Origin of the sequence: Parabacteroides sp. AF39-10AC (genome assembly GCF_003635405.1) — a bacterium.
Lineage (GTDB): Bacteria > Bacteroidota > Bacteroidia > Bacteroidales > Tannerellaceae > Parabacteroides > Parabacteroides distasonis.
Genome location: NZ_QTLP01000017.1, coordinates 23,267 through 39,697 on the forward strand (window position 1 = coordinate 23,267; position 16,431 = coordinate 39,697).

The window sequence follows — 16,431 nt, forward strand, 5'->3', positions numbered from 1 at the left end:
GGGGCGTGCCCCGTCTCTACAACCAACCGGAATTTATATCTCTTTTTGCTTTCTAGCTTTCCAAACCGAATATCCTACCGCACCAATCAATAACAACAAGATAATCAACGAACTGAAAGAAGTAATATAAGCCGCCGTAATATAACCTTGCGGTCTAAACTCAAATACGATCTGATGCTCTCCTGCAGGAACTAACATAGCCCTTAATATCCAATCCGCCCGGAAATGCGGAGCGGGCTTCCCATCAATCGTAGCCTCCCATCCCGGTTGATAATAGATCTCAGAGAATACTGCTAATTGCTCAGAATTAGTCTTCGTCGTATAAACTAACTTATTAGGGCGATAACTATCCAATGTTATCGTAGCGGTAGAGTCCAATTGAGGCGTGAAACCTTTCACCTCATCAGCGAAACGTTTATCAACAACCGCCGTCGTTAACGGATTGATCGTATTCAACGCCGCTATTTCCGCATCCGCATTCTCCACGACCTCCACTTTATCCACAAACCAAGCGTTGCCGAAAGCAAACGGATTCCTCAAAGGCGGTTGCTCCGGATTATAGATAATATAACGTGTATTGAGCATATTCAAGGACGGACAAGCAGCGAACGCCCCCATCAAATCCTCCGCAGTCTGCGCTTTCTGGAAAGCCCCGATAACCGAGTTAAGCTCTCCTTGCAGACGGTGGTCGATCAGTTCTTGGTACCGTCTCAGCTTCGCGGCGTAATAACCACCGACGGAATGGTGATAGTACGAGGTCGTTGTCTCCAAGAAAGGATTATTCAAATTCAAGACACGATAAGAAAGGTCCTTATCCTTCATGATTTCTTGATCGGCTACCGTCTCTTTATATACCTCTGTAGGTTTCTGGCGGATAAAGTTACTATCGTTCAAATACCGTTTATCCACCGTCCATAAGTCAACCAACATCAAGACCGCAACACCGATCCCTACGAATGTCGCCACCTTTTTCCGATCTTTCGAGGTATAGAACCAGAACAACAAAGCCGCCCCTAATAAGATAAAGACCAAAGAGCGCAACGCATCCGCCGAAGCCAAGGAAGCACGATCCATTAACAAGGCGTTGTAATACCAATCCGGCAACTGATATTGAGCGTCGAAAGAAGAACGGAAATCCAACAGCATACTCGGCATCAACCAAAGGATTAAAGAAAGCCCCCCCGTGATAGCCAAAGCAGCGATCAATCCTCTCTTCAACAAGGCATCGCTCACGGTCTCGGATAACACCTCTTTCAATCCCCATATAGCGATAATAGGAAATACCATACCCGGAATAACCAATGCCATCTCTACGGTACGGAACTTATTATACATCGGCAAGTAATGGAACATAAAGTCATTGAAGTTATCAAAATTACGTCCCAATGCCAGCAATATCAAAAAGACAGAACCTCCGAATAACCACCATTTCATCGGATTCCGGATCACGAACATTCCCAGAACAAACAAGAAGCAGACCAATGCCCCGAAATAAACCGGCCCGGAAGTAAATGTCTTCTCTCCCCAATAGGTAGGAGCCTGTACCTCTTTTCCGACTTGAGCGCCTTTCGCCCTTAATTCCTTATATAACTCAGAATCCGGGCCTAGCATTCCACCCGAACGTCCACCATAGGCATTCGGAACCAACAAGGTCAACAACTCCCCTTTTCCATAGCTCCAAGCGAACGCATAATCCTTGTCCAAGCCGGAAGAGATCTTCTCGCCCGAAGGGGTCGTTGTCGTTAATTCCGTAGCCCCACGGATAGAGTTCTGTCCCAAATCCCATTGAGCATACATATTCTGGGCATTCGGCAACACCGCCAATATCACGCATCCAGCCATAATAGCGGTTACCGTACCCAGTTCTTTATAAGCTTTTTCCTTCAGTTTATTGAACAAATATCCCAAATAAACGAAGAAGCAAAGTAATAATAAATAATAAGTGATTTGCAGGTGCGTATTCGCGATAGAGAAAGCGACACCCAACAAGAACACGACCGCCCCCCATAAATACTTACGCTTGAACAACAGGGCCATACCCGCCAACGTTAATGGCATATAAGCGATTACATACGCTTTCGTGACATGGCCGGCCTCTATAATGATCAGATTATAAGACGCTAAAGCGAAAGCGATGGCACCAGCGATCGCCAACCACCAATTTACGCCCATGACACACATCAAGATATAAAAACAGACGAATCCGGTAAACACCATCCCCGCATCCATATATCCCAACGCTTTTAAAGGCTTCTCCACTAAAAGATATCCGGGAAACCGTGGAGCCGGATTGCCATATCCCGACACATAAGGCATTCCGCCAAACATGGCATCGGACCATGCGCTGAATTCTCCCGGTTGGGCCGTCTTCTCATATTCATCCATCTGGCTATTCCCCATACCGATAGCCTTTTCCGTATCCCCTTGCCGGACTACCTTACCTTCAAATACGGCCGGAGAAAAATAAATCACCGTCAATACCAAGAATACGGCTATCGCAGCGATATGTTTTCCCCATTTACTCATTATACTCCGCATAAAACTTATCTATAATTTATTGTTTATACTCTACCTTTAAACCATTTGGCAAAATAGAATCTCACGGCGAACCAACCATGCAACAGAATCGTCGACACCTTGCCATAATACTTACACATGACCTCATATCGCTCCTTTAAGGAAGCTTTCCGGTTCACACTACTTAACCCTTCCTCCAAAAAATTAGACAGGATCAAACGTGTATTATGTATTCTTTTCGATCGTCTCAGACATTGGATACACCAATCATAATCCGCCGTCAAACGGTATTCCATATTATATAACGGAGCGATCTCCCGTTTTGATATAAACGACTGGTGACAAACCAACATTCCCATCCGGAAACTCTTCCAAGTCAGTTTCTCCGGAGCTTTCAACCTGCGCATCCCTAACGATCTACCCTCCGCATCAACGATCCGGGTCTCTCCGTAAATCACGTCAGGCAAAGATACTTTCTTTTTCAAAGACGCCACAATTCTTTGCACGGTATCTGCGGTATAAAGTGTATCACCCGCATTCAAGAACCACACATAGTCCCCCGTAGCCAGCTTCAATCCCTTATTCATAGCATCATACAAGCCTTTATCAGGCTCGCTTATCCAAGAAGCGATACCGGACTCATATTGCTTGATGATCTCTACGGTCTTATCCTTCGACGCTCCGTCAATCAATATATACTCAATATTCGGATACGACTGGCTAAGTACGCTCAATATCGTACGCTCCAGCCATCGCTCCGCATTATAGGTGATCGTTATGATCGAAAATGTAGGTTGCTGATTCATTTCCATTATCTCTTATAAATTTCCGACTTGTCTCACACGATATTTTTGTAAAGGATGCTTAGGAGAAGACGGATATAATCTCTCTAGTAGCCCATCCTCTAACATTCTTGGTATAACCCGATTAATTAAATAAGAAGCCTCTCTATGAACAGCTTCCGCTATTATTTCCAGAGCTACATAATCCTCACAAACAGATAGTATTAACCTCGACAAATCCTCATAACGCATATATTTCTTACTTTCATCCTTCTCCAGTTTGCTTTCATCTTTTTGAGGCTTGCTTTCATCCTTCTTCAGTTTGCTTTCATCCTTTTGAGGCTTGCTTTCATCCTTCTCCAAAAACAGCAAACGGTACCTAGTTCCCCGGCCATTTCCTATAGACTCCAAAAAACCAGCATTGCACATACTTTTCAGTAGCTTTGTAATATTTGAGCTATGTTGGTTCAAAATATATTGAAGTCTTTCATTAGATACTTGTTTTTCAGAGTAACAAAGAGCCAAAACCGTGAATTGATCATATGGAATTCTTTCAATTTCCCGTCCAAACAGACGCTTAAGTTCTTCTAAGACTTCCTCTGGATACAAACTTTCCATCGGTAAATTCAACACCACCCGATCCGGGTGACTTTGCTCCTCTACAAATGGAGGTCTCCAATTCGCATTTTTCCAACCCATAAAAATCTTATTCACCCCACTTCCTGCTTTCTCAGAGAAGCCAATCAGCATAAACATCTTTTGCAAGCTCTTATTACGGCATATACTTTCACCTCCGGCATAATACTGGGCCTTACTCACTAGCAGTGTTCCGGGATTTTTAAATACATAACGATCTTTCCATTGTTCTATCGTTATATTTCCTTCCTCCATATAATCACAATGCACCAATGTATTTACAAATGCCTCACGTAAAGCGACATGTGTGGTAGTATCTTCCAATCTCACACCATTCTCCAAACGGAATGGCTTAGGCAGTACAGATGATAATTTAGGATACACACGCCGATAAAATTGAAAAAGATTCGCTTCCCAAGTTCCATCCATACAAATGCGATCTGTCCATCTAACATTCTCATCTACCGACATTTTTTCCTGATAATCCGGAAAATAAGATGGAGCACATTCATTATCTGTTATACTTTCTGTCCTTCCAAACATTAATATACCCGCTAAAGTAAACCCTTCTTGACCTGTTTGCCTATCTTGTCGATATCCTCCCAATTTTCTCAAAAAAGCCATATCATCAAGTGTCAACCAAGGGTGATCTGGCTGACGACTAGAAAGTAGCAGTCGATATTGTTTAAGTGAGTCCAAATCAATATCTTCCATTGAATAATTACATAAAATACGAGAATCTCTCGGATGTTCCTCATCCGCATCGGCAATCATTCTGCGAACTTCCGTATCCGTACATTTATAATCTCCCTCATTATTTCGTTTATAAGTATGTCCATTCAAGGGATTTCTTGTTAAATATACAGGACGTTGTGAACGAGATGCTCTCGGAACATAAATCAGCAAAAGAGATTTTCCTCTATAGTCTACCTCTTGAATATTCTTGTCAGTAAGTAAATTAACATTAACGCAATCCGGATTATTCAATTGGTTACAAATGATTTGCCGATAAGACACAATTTGCTCTGGAAGAAGTCCCTCCACAAATAGTGCCCCATTTTTCTCCTTTATTCCCAGAACGATAGTTCCTCCATCTGTATTCGCAAATGAAGAATACGTTTCCCACACACTATTTGGGAATCCGGCACGAGCGGTCTTAAACTCTAAATCGACAGCCTCTTGACTACGTAACAAGCTATCCACATATTCTACAAAATCCCACTCGTCCACCTTAATCCATTCAGGCTTATGCTGATCGTCCATTTATTCCATTTTTCCACAAATGTAGCAATTTTCATTTGCTTTCAATCACCTACCAACAAGCATTCATTCTTACTTCGATATGCTGATCTTCTTTCACGCTATTTTCTCTTATTACACAGGCTCTGATACAAAGCTATATATTTTTCGGCAATAACCGATTCCCTATAACAATCATGCACCTTGCGGACGCAAGCCTCACTAAATCGAAAAGTCTCTTGGTTGTCAATTATCCACTTAATCCCTACAGCCAAATCATTTGTATCCTTATATTTAGCTACATACCCATTCTTCAAATGATCTATCATCTCCGGAATCCCTCCTGTCTCAAATCCCACACAAGGCGTACCGCATGCCATCGACTCCATAATCGTATTGGGTAAGTTATCCTCCAACGAAGGAATAACGAACATATCGGCACAGGCATAAGCGGAAATCATAGAGTCTTGATCCGATATATATCCCAGCGTATTCACCTTAAAAGGAAACTGGCTAATCAATTCTTCCGAGCTATTTCCCATCAACACGATTTCTATGCGATCTTGGTATTTCTCTTTTAGTTTTTCGCAAGCCTCGATCAAAAAAATCGCTCCCTTCCGGGTATCTGAAAGCTTAGCGGCGGCAAAAAGAAGAAGGAACTTATCTTCCGGCAGGCCGAATCGTTTACGGGCCACCCGCTTTTCCATACGCTTAAAGGCTGTCACGTCAATCGGGTTAGGAATCGAGGTAAAACAGGCAGTTCTCAACCAATTGCATTTTTTGGCCTCTTCCATTATCCATCGGCTACAACCGACAAATGTAATCTTAGATAACCCAATTTTCCCTTTCTCCTTAAAAACAGAAGCCGCTAAATCAAAAAACGGATTTCGTTTCAGCATCGGGCACTGATAACAATTCGATATATACTTCTCACATCCTCCCGGATAATGACAAATAGCCGTAGCAGGCCACAAATCATGCATAGTCCACACAATGGGTTTTCCGGTATTTACTAATTTCTTGATATCAGAAAGAGACAAAAATCCTTGATTCACCCAATGCAGATGAATCACATCCGCCTGTTGCACTAATAGGTGCTTCGATAAATCCGTGCCTGTATTGGCTATGGAAACTTGAAAAAGGTTCTTCTTGCTAAAGAAGTTACAGATAAAGATTATCAGTCGTTCCCAAATGAAGCGAAAAGAATTAAGCCTATGTGAAGTCCATGAATTATTTACAGAGAAAACTTTTACATGGTCTGTTTTCCGATCACGTACTAACATAGAAACCTCTACACCAGATTTACCCAATGCTTTCGCTAGTCGGTTCGCAGCGACTGCCGCTCCACCGGTTAATTCAGAAGTATTTAATATCAATATATTCATGGCTTCTCTATTATTTTCCAATAACCATTTTTATCTGCACCTATGCGTTCTATGTAATTCTTATCTACCTATTTCATTAAAAATAATCTATCTCATCCTTTCAATACTGCTCGAATATACTTATTAAAATCAACAAGAAACGCAACTAAAGCAGATGTATGATCTGGTTTTTTATCATAATTCAGACCTTTAGTACGAAAAAAGTCATTTTTATCCCTAAAAATGACTTTCCTGTTAACAGGAAAAAACCATTTTTCAGGCTTTCCATACTCTGTTCCTACTATTTTTACTTTTTTATTCAATAAATACTTATTTAAGTGAGATTCATCATTCACAAATGCCACAACACCTTTTTTAGAATCTATTTCAACGTCACGCATACAAGCTTCTATCAATTGCAAGTATTCAAATGTTCGTCCACCATTAAACCCTCCTTGAAAGTAATAGAGACCTTGACCATAAGGGATATAGGCCATTGAATCCGGATTCCGATCATAAGGAAAACTGTCCCGATCTTTTATTCTATATATATGCCAAACTAAACCAACTAAAAAGCCATCCTCCGCAGAAGGTTTCAATTCCTCCAGATGGATTGTCCGTTTAAAAAGAGTATCTCCATTGAAAAAGAATAAATAATCACATTTATCAAAATCATCTTTATGCTCATAGAACATTTTAAATCTATACAATGTATTATTATATCCACCTAGGTCTTTTTGATAATAAACAGAGACAGACTTAGATACAGACAATTCTTTATCTGTAAACAGAAAATACTGTTTATCAACATTCGGGAACAAATACTTCTCTGCAGATTTAAAAAAATCTTCCCACAATAATGTATAATTACCAATACCTATATATAAAATGCCAACTTTCATCACAATGTCTTATTCGCTTCAGTCACCAATCCTGTAATTTCTTCCAGAGAAGACTTATACATTTCATATAACTTACCTCGATTTTTTATTTCTTGAAAACCCATTAGTCCCTTATTCCAAATACGCATTCCTCCTGCCACCATTGACTTGAAACCAGCATTATACCACCCGACTTTCAAACCATACAACCATGCACGTAAACATAACTCACAATCATCGCATTGAAACGGAGCAAAAGAAAAATCAATATGCTCCAAATGTTCAATAAATAATTTTTTATTCAACAACATCGGTGCCCGATTCACTGCATGCACAAAATAGAAATCTTTATCTTCCAACAGATCATCCTTATACAAATCTACATATCCCCACTTTTCCTTATCATCTATAATAAACTCCAATCCATTCAGCCCTCCTAAAATAACCATATCCGGATATTTTTTGAAATAAGAGATACCTTTATCAATCCAACCTAAATCAGCAATCTCATCATCATCCTGCATTAAGACTATATATTCTCCATTCGCAAAACGAATGGTTTTATCATACATCACATTCTCATATAAATCATTAGCTCGTACTAAAAATTCATTACCACGAGTAAGATACCTCATAAGAGACTTAGTATGTTTGTACTCAGAACCATCATCTATTACTACGATCTCAGCATTCGGATACTCACGTAATTTACTGACAATACATTTGACTCCCACACTTTTATTGTGAGATTCTATAATAAAGCTGACAAGCGGTTGATTGGTATATCCTTTCGCCAACCAATCCTCATAAGTTTTCTGCTTTCTTTTAAAGACACGTTTCGCTAACGCCCAATAAACTTTCTCCCAATATAAACGAATATCCATTCTTACTTATCTATTATAGAATTTAACTGATTGAAAAAAGAGGTTATATACTGATCGTAACTATAACACATCTTATTCGCTTTCAACGAAATTTGTTTAAGACCTTCACAATCCTTCAGACTTTGCGCCAATTTCTCCGCAAGATATGTTTTAGATGCCGGATCAAATAGATCACCATTTTTTTGCGGCTCAATCAAACAAGCCGCTCCCGCAACAACAGAGCATAAGGTATAACAACCTGCCAATAATGCCTCATTCACCACCGCCCCAAAACGCTCATAATAACTTGGCAATATGAATATCTGACCGACATTATAACAAGCATATAGATCCTCACCTTGCTTTTTCCCAGCGAAAATCACATGGTCAGCCAATCCATTTCTCTCCGCATGTCGCTCTAAAGCCACTCGCTGATCACCATCACCAACAAATAAAAGAATAACCTTAGGATACCTATTTACAACCAAGGCTAAAGCATCCAGTAAAAAGAATAAATTCTTGATATCTATTAAACGACCAACAAACAACAAGACTTGCCTTCCTTCCAAATGATACGTATCCTCCAATATCTTAGAAACAGGCAACGCATTCTCCAATAGCAACCTAAAATCTTGATCTTTTTGGATAATCGGGAAAAACAAAAATTTCTGCTTTACCCGAAAGCGTTTAACATACCAAGACAGCACATCATCGTTTGTCAAGATAATGCCACTGTAAAACTTAACCGCGATAAAACGCATACATCTTTTCACAAGACTTGCGCTTTCAGCAATCTCTTTGCTATCATCACAGATCGTAAAAATAGACAATTTCCAGTTGAATAGAAATTTATAAACCAACAATAATAAACCCAATATATTATACTCACTACAAAACACCACATCCGGCTGTTCCTTCCTCAATATTGAGAAAACCTGTGTCCTAAGATTCTTAATCCCGAATAATCCCGAAGCCAGAAAGCGAGGTACAAATTCCAATCGCCCTCTCAACTCATCTTGAGCGAATGATTGCTCCAATACATCTCCAAACTCAAAATAGAATATAGCATCAAACTCCTTATTCAAGGAATTAAAAAAATCTACTCGATAAGGAGCTATCGCCGGATGAAAAACCACAAGTTTCTTTTTCATTTCAAAATGCGTTTTATCTTTTCGGAGTTCCATACTTTCCTATTTGTCTCCAACTTCATTTTCCAATAAGAACGTCTTTCCGAATTTCCCAACAATAAGAATTGAAGAATACGAATATAACTTTTCAACTGGGTAATAGCAAAGATCAATCGGCAGCCAGAGATACCATAAACCTTTCGAAAATAAAAGTATTGTCCCTCATATAAAAAATAAAGACGAGATTGCTTTATATAAGAAGCACGACCCTCCAAATGTGTGATCTTTGCTAAGGGGACAGAATAAATATCAAATTTAGCTTTATGGATCCGATGACACAACTCTGTTTCTTCATAGTTCATAAAGAACTCAGGAGCAAAAGCACCTACCTGAGATAAAACAGATTTCCTCACCATCAGGTCTGCACCAACAATAGAAGCAACCCGTATGGGTTTATTTGAAACATTGAAAAATATAGATCGAGGATGAGATAAAGAGATTGGCGATATGTACATAATAGATAGTAGCTCCCAAAAGAAAGACGGATATTTACGGCTAAACGAGGTTGTCGGCTTATTATCCTCATCATACAAATTCCCCCCACAAGCTCCTATTTTATCCGAGGACCTTAAAAATGAATATAATTCGAAAAGAGCATTATTCAACAATAGTGTATCAGGATTCAAAAACAAGATACAATCACCTTTCGCTTGATCAAGAGCCAAATTATTAGCTTTTCCAAAACCCAAGTTATCATCTGCTTGAATACAAATAACCTCTGGATATTGTTTCCTTATCAAATCCAAGGAATAGTCACCAGAAGCATTATCCACAACTATAATTTCATAGTCTACCCCTGTTGTATTTTCCTTAACAGACTTAATACTATCTATTACCAACGAAGCTGTTTTATAATTTACATATACAATACTAATCATACCGACTCCCTCAAGAAAAGCTTTTTAACATCTTCCTCAAATTCAGCCTTTTCCATCAAAATCCGACTCCTATAATAATTAAAGTCAGAGAAACATTTCTCGTAATCTGCTAATACATTTCTTATCAAAGAAATGACATCTTCCTTAGAAACTTTCTTCTCATCAAGCTTATAAATATCCGGAATTGGAATATCTTCGTAAAAATAAGCAGCTCCCCTAATTCCTGTAATAAGACAACAACCATTCAATGCTGCCTCACGAGGCAAACGGTCTTTCCCCGGATGATTACCAAAATCTATATATAATTTACTTTTCCTTAGAAGCTCTACTAACTGTTTACGTTTAAGACCTTGTATAGGACGCCATTCTAAGTCAGGAGACAAACGTATTAATTGCCTAGTATATTCCATACCTTTTGCTGGATTATATAACACGATATTCTCACGTCCTGAAACTTTAGGTATCTCATAAAATTCCGTATTGATATAATCTTTTAAAGGCAATACATATTTAAACCCTTTCGTATAAAGAAAATGATGAGCATATTCCGACTGATACAGGGACACATACCGTTCTGAAGAAAGGCTATTTAAAGAAATCCGACCTCTCTTATCCTCTGGACTTGCATATCCCTTAAAATTCAGAATGAAACGATCTACAAACATTCGTTTACTAAAGTCAAACAACTCTTTTAATGGTAAATTAAACATACAACCATTATAAAAATTGTCCACACTCAACCACCATAAGTAAATGCGAGCATATTTGATGTCTATATGATGTTTAAACAATGTTTCTGGCAATACGACAATATTGTCTTCTCTATCGACAATTTCCAAACTCTGTTGAATATTATATCTCTTAAAAGCATCCGGGATTGCCGCATCTGGTTCACCTATATAATAGATATAAGCCTCCGCACCATTATTCCTCAACACATCTACCAATTGATGCAATAACTCCGTCCCACCTGTTACAAAATTTGCAGGACAATAAATATAAATCTGATGTTTTAAAATTCTAGCCTGTATCATACAATGACAACTTTTTCTACTATCTGGTTCATATCATAATATTTGTATTCAGCTAAACGTCCCCCAAAACAAACATGTTTTTCACGATCTGCCAAATATTTATATTTTTCAAACAAAGTTGTATTCCTTTCATCATTAATAGGATAATAAGGATCTGCACCTTCTTGCCAAGAGATAGGGTATTCACGTGTAATAACAGTCTTAGGCTGCATCCCAAATTCAAAATGTTTATGCTCGATAATCCTTGTATAAGGAATATCAGCATCTGTATAATTTATGACTGCATTACCTTGATAGTTATCAATATCTAATAATTCTTGTTCAAAATATAAACTTCGAAAATCCAAATGTCCTTCACTAAAGGTAAAATATTCATCAATTCTACCAGTATACACTATTTGATTTGCTAACGCCTCAAAATATGTACGATCCTTAAAAAAATCAGCATTACAAAGCACCTCACACCCTTCCAATAGTTTTGATATAAGACCATTATATCCTCCTGCAGGAATACCCTGATAAATATCAGAGAAATAATTATTATCAAAAGTATATCGAAGAGGTATACGTTTTATTATGAAAGCGGGTAAATCACGAGGGCTTTTTCCCCATTGCTTCTCCGTATATCCTTTGATCAATTTCTCATAAATATCCTTTCCCACAAGAGATAGTGCTTGTTCTTCCAAATTCTTAGGGTCATCAATCTGCACTTCTGCGCGTTGACGTTCAATTTCAGCTTTTGCTTCCGCAGGAGTTTTGGTACCCCAAAGCTGATAAAAAGTATTCATATTAAAAGGCAGATTGTATAAGACATTCTTATAATTAGCCAATGGAGAATTTGTGAATCTGTTGAATTCAACGAATGAATTTACAAAATCCCATACTTTCTTGTTAGAAGTATGGAATATGTGAGCCCCATACTTATGTACATTGATTCCTTCTATACTTTCACAGTATAAATTTCCCCCAACATGAGAGCGTTTATCTATTACAAGAACCTTTCTACCGAGGCTTTTATATTTATATGCAGACAAAGAGCCAAACAACCCCGCACCAACTATTACTACATCATATCTTGCCATCTTGTTACGATTTAAGTCCTTTAATAAAAACAATACTCTCCTTAAATATCTTAGAACCTGTTAACCAAACAAATAATATATACAATATTGCGACTAAGATAATCTTTAAGATCAATAGAAGCAACAGATTCTCCATATTTTTTGTGATAAAGAAAACGATACTTATTGAGGATAAAGTCAATACTAAATATGGCATAATGTCACATAATACACTTGACAAACGAATAGGAACTAATTTACTCAAATAAACATGCCACATTAACATCCAAATAATAGAATACACACCTACGTAACCTGCTGTCATCGCTAAAATTCCGTACCTTGTCATATAAAAAGCCAAGAAAAATTGAATTAATCCTATTACAACATGATTATTTAAGTAGAAATCAGAACGTCCACAACTAATAACAATTTGTGAATATAAGACTTGAATAGGAGATATAGCTCCCCAAATACATAATAACTGCAATATAGAAATACTATTAGACCATTTTTCACCAAGTATCAGAAGAACAAACTCTTTTGAGATAAAAGCCAACCCCAACATCAAAGGGAATGATACAAATGCCGTAAAGCGCAACATCTTTCTAAAAATTTTAACTTGGTAATCTTTATCTGTAGATGATCGAGCAAAAATAGGTTGTGCAACACTATTAATCATACCGCATATAACAGAGCCACCCATCGTCATCCACTTATTACCTTGAGAATAATATCCCACTTGATTTGCACTGTAAAATCGTCCTAGCAAAACAGAGAAAATATTATTATTAATTTGAGTAAACACATTGGTCAAAAACAATTTCACGCTAAAAGAGAACATTCCTTTTAGAGGCCTAAAGTCTAGCTCAAAAGTTGGTCTCCAAGGAGATATATAACATTTCAACAAAGAGCTCATTCCGACATATACCAAACTCTGAATCGCTAAAGCCCAATAAGCAAAGCCACTCACCGCTAACGACACACCCACTATTCCTGATAATAATAAAGAAACAATATCAATTTTAGCTTGTTCCTTTACCATCAGTTTTCTAAACATTACCGTATATGGAACCCCTGCTATACCAGCTAAAAAGAAACTAATAAATAACACACGAGATAATGCTATTAATTCAGGACGTTTATAAAACCCAGCAATCAAAGGCGCACTAAAAAATAAAATTACATACAAAAGCAAACCTGTAAAAACCATAAACCAAAAGACCGCATTATATTCCTTATGTGTAACTTCTTGTTTATTAGTTAGTGCCACTGTAAATCCGCTATTTATAATCGTACCTGCAATACCACTAAATATCGCCAACATCCCAACCAATCCATAATCCTCGGCATTAAGTGTACGTGCCAGATAAATACCAAACAACATCCCCAACAACTGTTGCACACCATTACTTACCCCTCCCCAGAAGAGCCCTTTCGCTGTCTTATCTTTTAATGATTGTTCCGCCATTTGATACGTATGGTAAAGTGCGGCAAAGATAAGCATTTACCTTTGGCTAACACTAAAAAAATGAAAGCTTTTCTTTGCTTTATGTATATTTACGATCTTCCGCAGATGATGTGGAAACAAAGAGTTATTGTAAAAATTCTTTTTATCCTTCGAACCCTCTTTATCTTCCATAGAAAAACACGTACGTGTTTTCTTAAAAACATGAGCAACTTTTCAAAAAAGACGTACATGTTTTCCGAGAAACATGCACGTCTTTTTGGAGCTCTGATTATCAAATAATTATAGCGACACACAAAATCATCACCTTATTGTAATGATTTCACATATCTACTCACTGCTATTTCACACTTTTCCCCGCATAAATCCTCCGTATAATATCCACCACCTTCATACCTTCCAAGACGTTGGTCGTTATGATCTCGCCGGGGGCGCCGGAAAGGACATTGACTACGTTACGGATCACGAAGTTGTGGTTTTGGGCGGAGCCTTTGTAAGGGCCATAATCATTGCCGGGGTTGGTAGGGGCCAATTCCGGCATTTCATACCCCTTGATATGGCAATATTCTACCTCATTCATATATTGACCGCCGATTTTCACGCTGCCATTCTCAGCCACGATCAGCATGCTGCTTTCCAGATTCTTGTCCCATACCGCCGTAGAGTAGCTCAAACTACCCATTCCACCGTTCACGAAATTAAAATTCACGAAACCGGAATCCTCAAAGGCGGTCAGTTTCTCGTGGTTGAAGTCGGCGAAACGGGTCTGGATATTACAGATATCCCCGAATAACCAGTACATAATGTCGATGAAATGGGAGAATTGGGTGAATAAGGTTCCACCATCCAAGGCAGCGTCGCCATGCCATCCTCCGGGTTTATAGTAGCGTTCGTCACGGTTCCAGTAGCAATTCAGCTGCACCATATAAATCTGGCCTAATTTTCCGGACTCAACCATCTCCTTGATCCAGACCGAAGGCGGGGAATATCGGTTTTGCATCACGCAAAATACCTGCTTACGGAACCTCAGCGAGGTATAAACCACTTTCTCGGCATCCGCCAAGGTCAAGGCCATAGGCTTTTCTATGACCACATGATGTCCGCTTTCTATCGCTTGGATCGCCATCTCGGCATGTAAACCGTTGGGTGTACAAATATTCACCACATCTATATCCAATCCCAAACGGAATAGTTCATCTATATTCCGGGCGAAAGGGACCGCATAAGCCTCGATCCCCAGCTCCTCTTTCGGACGGATATCACACAAAGCGACCAACTCTGCCCCTTCATCCCGGGTAATCATCTCGGCATGACGCTTACCTATATGACCACAGCCGATCACGGCGAAACGTATCTTCTTATTCATAAAACACTCTTTATAGATTCTATAATATAAGCCTGCTCCTCTTCTGTCATCTCCGTATGAATCGGCAAGGATAATACGGATCGGCTCAAGCGAGAAGCGACATTCAAATCCCCGGAAATCCGGCATCGACCCCTCATCACCTCCTGCTCCTGCAAAGGCAATGGATAATAAATCATAGAAGGAATACCTCGTTCTTTTAACGCTGCTTGTACTTGATCCCTCTTTTCTACAGCTAGCTGTACCGTATATTGATGATAGACATGCGATGAAAAGACTGATTTTAGCGGTTTGCGTACAGTTTTCAATCCGGAAAAGGCAGCATCGTATCTAGCAGCCACTTTACAACGAGCGGCGGCAAATTCATCCAAATACCGAAGCTTAACATCTAAGACAGCGGCCTGCAAGGTATCCAAACGGGAGTTGCAGCCCACCAAAGAATGATGATATTTCATCTTTTGCCCATGATTGGCGATCATTCGCAGGCGTTCGGCCAATCGCACGTCGGAAGTAAACATCGCCCCACCATCTCCATAACAAGCCAACGGTTTCGAGGGGAAGAAAGAGGTCGTACCTATAGAGGCGATCGTACCGGCTTTCTTTACCGTTCCATCCGAGAAGGTATAATTAGCACCGATGGATTGGGCATTATCCTCGATCACATATAAATTATGGCGGCCAGCGATACTCAAGATCGATTCCATATCACAACACTGGCCAAAAAGATGAACCGCGATAATAGCTCTCGTCTTTTCAGACAGGGCATCTTCTATCTTTTCCGGGTCTATATTGAATGTACCGGGATCTACATCCACTAATACCGGCACTAGGCCAAGAGCCAAAGCGACCTCAGCCGCGGCGATATACGTAAAAGCAGGAACGATCACCTCATCGCCCGGATGTAAGTCGAATGCCATCAAGGAGATTTGCAAAGCATCCGTACCGTTGCCGCACGGGATCGCATAAGGAATACCTAAATAATCTGATAAATGGTTACAAAATCCCTTCACCTGAGGGCCATTGATAAAGGCGCAAGCATTTATCACCGTTTGCATGGCAGGATCGATCTCACTACGCAAACGTTCATACTGCTTCCGCAGATCTACCATCTGTATCTGTTTCTCAAGCATCTTATCCATTCAAAAAATAGGGCTATCC

Annotated in this window: 13 protein-coding genes; all 13 read right to left on the reverse strand. The window is 39.2% G+C overall.

Features of this window, described 5'->3' with window-relative positions; all coding sequences use genetic code 11:
- Positions 1–33: 33 nt before the first annotated feature.
- The 13 genes from DW033_RS15485 to DW033_RS15550 all read right to left on the reverse strand — a co-directional run bounded on the left by DW033_RS15485 (position 34) and on the right by DW033_RS15550 (position 16,403).
- Entirely contained in the window at positions 34–2,538 is a 2,505-nt protein-coding gene (locus DW033_RS15485) for a YfhO family protein (RefSeq protein WP_122382902.1), read from the reverse strand.
- Positions 2,539–2,561: 23 nt separating this feature from the next.
- Positions 2,562–3,323: a glycosyltransferase family 2 protein gene (locus tag DW033_RS15490; protein ID WP_122382925.1), complete on the reverse strand. Its 762-nt coding sequence runs from the start codon at positions 3,321–3,323 to the stop codon at positions 2,562–2,564.
- 12 nt (positions 3,324–3,335) lie between these two features.
- Positions 3,336–5,198, reverse strand: a complete 1,863-nt coding sequence (locus DW033_RS15495; RefSeq protein WP_008774360.1) for an RNA-binding domain-containing protein — start codon at positions 5,196–5,198, stop codon at positions 3,336–3,338.
- Positions 5,199–5,296: 98 nt separating this feature from the next.
- Positions 5,297–6,559, reverse strand: a complete 1,263-nt coding sequence (locus DW033_RS15500) for a glycosyltransferase family 4 protein (protein ID WP_057319921.1) — start codon at positions 6,557–6,559, stop codon at positions 5,297–5,299.
- A gap of 92 nt (positions 6,560–6,651) precedes the next feature.
- Positions 6,652–7,440, reverse strand: a complete 789-nt coding sequence (locus tag DW033_RS15505) for a glycosyl transferase (RefSeq protein WP_057319920.1) — start codon at positions 7,438–7,440, stop codon at positions 6,652–6,654.
- Positions 7,440–8,303: a glycosyltransferase gene (locus tag DW033_RS15510; RefSeq protein WP_122382903.1), complete on the reverse strand. Its 864-nt coding sequence runs from the start codon at positions 8,301–8,303 to the stop codon at positions 7,440–7,442. The genes DW033_RS15505 and DW033_RS15510 overlap by 1 nt, the downstream gene beginning before the upstream one ends.
- A gap of 2 nt (positions 8,304–8,305) precedes the next feature.
- Positions 8,306–9,433, reverse strand: coding sequence for a glycosyltransferase family 4 protein (locus tag DW033_RS15515; protein ID WP_057319918.1), 1,128 nt, complete (start codon positions 9,431–9,433; stop codon positions 8,306–8,308).
- The gene (locus tag DW033_RS15520) at positions 9,430–10,347 is read right to left on the reverse strand and encodes a glycosyltransferase family 2 protein (RefSeq protein ID WP_122382904.1); all 918 of its coding nucleotides are present in this window, start codon (positions 10,345–10,347) and stop codon (positions 9,430–9,432) included. The genes DW033_RS15515 and DW033_RS15520 overlap by 4 nt, the downstream gene beginning before the upstream one ends.
- Positions 10,344–11,381: a hypothetical protein gene (locus tag DW033_RS15525; protein WP_008774354.1), complete on the reverse strand. Its 1,038-nt coding sequence runs from the start codon at positions 11,379–11,381 to the stop codon at positions 10,344–10,346. The genes DW033_RS15520 and DW033_RS15525 overlap by 4 nt, the downstream gene beginning before the upstream one ends.
- Entirely contained in the window at positions 11,378–12,463 is a 1,086-nt protein-coding gene (glf, locus tag DW033_RS15530; RefSeq protein ID WP_057319916.1) for a UDP-galactopyranose mutase, read from the reverse strand. Before glf ends, DW033_RS15525 begins: the two co-directional genes overlap by 4 nt.
- A gap of 4 nt (positions 12,464–12,467) precedes the next feature.
- Positions 12,468–13,913 carry a lipopolysaccharide biosynthesis protein gene (locus tag DW033_RS15535; RefSeq protein ID WP_057319945.1) on the reverse strand — a complete coding sequence of 482 codons (1,446 nt, stop codon included), beginning with the start codon at positions 13,911–13,913 and terminating at the stop codon, positions 12,468–12,470.
- 337 nt (positions 13,914–14,250) lie between these two features.
- Entirely contained in the window at positions 14,251–15,276 is a 1,026-nt protein-coding gene (locus DW033_RS15545; protein ID WP_057319914.1) for a Gfo/Idh/MocA family protein, read from the reverse strand.
- On the reverse strand, positions 15,273–16,403 hold the full coding sequence (locus DW033_RS15550) for a DegT/DnrJ/EryC1/StrS aminotransferase family protein (protein WP_048928508.1): 1,131 nt from the start codon (positions 16,401–16,403) through the stop codon (positions 15,273–15,275). Before DW033_RS15550 ends, DW033_RS15545 begins: the two co-directional genes overlap by 4 nt.
- Between the last annotated feature and the right edge of the window lie 28 nt (positions 16,404–16,431).